This window comes from Acidimicrobiia bacterium (assembly GCA_016650365.1).
Lineage (GTDB): Bacteria > Actinomycetota > Acidimicrobiia > Spongiisociales > JAENVV01 > JAENVV01.
The window spans coordinates 1-1,717 of sequence record JAENVV010000321.1; the positions used below are offsets into that span (position 1 = coordinate 1).

3 protein-coding genes are annotated in these 1,717 nt (G+C 61.6%); 1 reads left to right on the plus strand and 2 read right to left on the minus strand.

The features are described from left to right. Window positions 1–16: 16 nt before the first annotated feature. Entirely contained in the window at window positions 17–859 is an 843-nt protein-coding gene (moeB, locus tag JJE47_17555) for a molybdopterin-synthase adenylyltransferase MoeB (protein ID MBK5269232.1), read from the plus strand. A gap of 26 nt (window positions 860–885) precedes the next feature. On the opposite strand, the gene JJE47_17560 is transcribed toward moeB, so the two are convergent. Together JJE47_17560 and JJE47_17565 are read right to left on the minus strand one after the other, a co-directional pair. Next, the gene (locus JJE47_17560; protein MBK5269233.1) at window positions 886–1,293 is read right to left on the minus strand and encodes a M67 family metallopeptidase; all 408 of its coding nucleotides are present in this window, start codon (window positions 1,291–1,293) and stop codon (window positions 886–888) included. Continuing rightward, on the minus strand, window positions 1,290–1,717 hold a 428-nt coding region (locus JJE47_17565; protein MBK5269234.1), incomplete at its 5' end, for a hypothetical protein. The genes JJE47_17560 and JJE47_17565, both read right to left, overlap by 4 nt.

A 1,717-nucleotide genomic window follows, 5' to 3' on the forward strand; every position in this document is an offset into this window, starting at 1 on the left:
CATAAGGCTATGGGCGATGGAAGGGCGGCCGGTGATCGCTCCTTCGGGTGGGCTCACGGCCGATCAGAGACAGCGATACGCCCGACATCTGGTGCTACCTGAGGTGGGGGAGAAGGGCCAGCAGAGACTCCTCGATTCCAAGGTTGCGATCATCGGGGCCGGGGGCCTGGGCTCGCCGGTGGCTCTTTACCTGGCAGCGGCCGGGGTGGGCCACATCGCCATTGTCGATCATGATGTTGTCGATCTCTCCAACCTCCAACGGCAGATACTTCACGGCGTGGATCGGATCGGGCTCGCCAAAGTCGACTCGGCCCGCCAGACGATCGCCGGTATCAACCCCGATGTCGAGGTGACCACACATCGCGTCCAGCTCCAAGCATCGAACGCGCTGGAACTGCTGAGCGACTGTGACCTCATCATTGACGGCGCCGACAACTTCCCGACTCGCTACCTGATCAACGATGCGTCGTTGAACCTGCGGATCCCGGTCGTGCACGGCTCCATCTTTCGCTTCGAAGGCCAGGTATCAGTGTTCGTCCCCTACACCGGTCCTTGCTACCGCTGTCTCTTCGCCCAGCCACCCCCACCTGAGTTGTCGCCGAACTGTGCCGAAGCCGGTGTCTTCGGAGTACTGCCCGGCATCATCGGTTCGATCCAGGCGATGGAGGCGATAAAGCTCCTTCTCGGTGTGGGCGATCTCCTGGCGGGACGCCTGCTGCTCTACGACGCCCTTGAGCAGGATTTTTCGACCGTCAGATTGAACCGAAACCCAGCATGCCCCGCATGCGGTGACCCGGCCAACCCCCCGCTCTTGGTCGACTATGACGCATCTTGCCGTCCGGTTGCCAGCGCCGTCTGACGTCGGACTCGATCACTCGGACTCGATCAATCGGGCTCGATGCCGAGTGGTTGCGCCACCCTGTCCCGAATTTCCCAGGCGGTGATTAGACCTTTGGAGACGATCAGGTAGGCCCAATCGGGCTCGTTGGCCAATGCCAGATCAGTCCTCGAAGGGTGATCGGGCCCATCGGTGTGGGAATGAAACGCTCCGATGAGGTCCCAGCCGTTTGCGACGGAGTGCTTCCACGAACGGAAATGCTCGACCGGGTCGATCGTGAACGCGGTTGGGGAGTGCTGCAAGTTCGTGAGTGGATATACGAATCGAACCACTTCCATGTTGCCGGCTAGCGCTTTCTCCCCGGCTAAAAGGCCGCAGCACTCTTCTGGCAGAGATGACATCTCGTGGGTCCGAATGGCCTCGGCTGCCCCGGCGGGAAGAAGGAGGCGTCTCACTGGTATGACTCGACCCATCGCAAGCTCGATTCCCACAGGAGGGCTCGTGCGGCGGAGTCTTCCACAGCCCGGCCCGGTGCCCGAACACCTTCCGGGGTGAGATAGCAACCCGATGGAAGCAACGGGTCGGTGGCTGCTCGGACCAGGGGAAGGGCACCGATCGAAGACGGCACCATTCGTCGGGTGACCAGGGCTCGAAACGGTTGCGGGATTCGGCGCCAAAGTCCGGTGGACACCAAACCGGGATGGACTGCCACGGACTGGACCTCTTGATTTCGGTGTGCAAGCTCCATCGCCATCGCCGCCATTGCTGCTTTCGAGTGGCAGTACTCGGACCAGCCGGAAAGGCTTCTGGTCTTGCCACGGGCGAGTGACGGATCCAGTTTCGAGACCGAGTAGTGAGCGTTGGATGAGACGCTCACTA

What these genes read in the sequence shown, in the direction of transcription:
- moeB (MBK5269232.1), top strand. Translation starts at nt 17, where the DNA reads ATGGAAGGGCGGCCGGTGATCGCTCCTTCGGGTGGGCTCACGGCCGAT.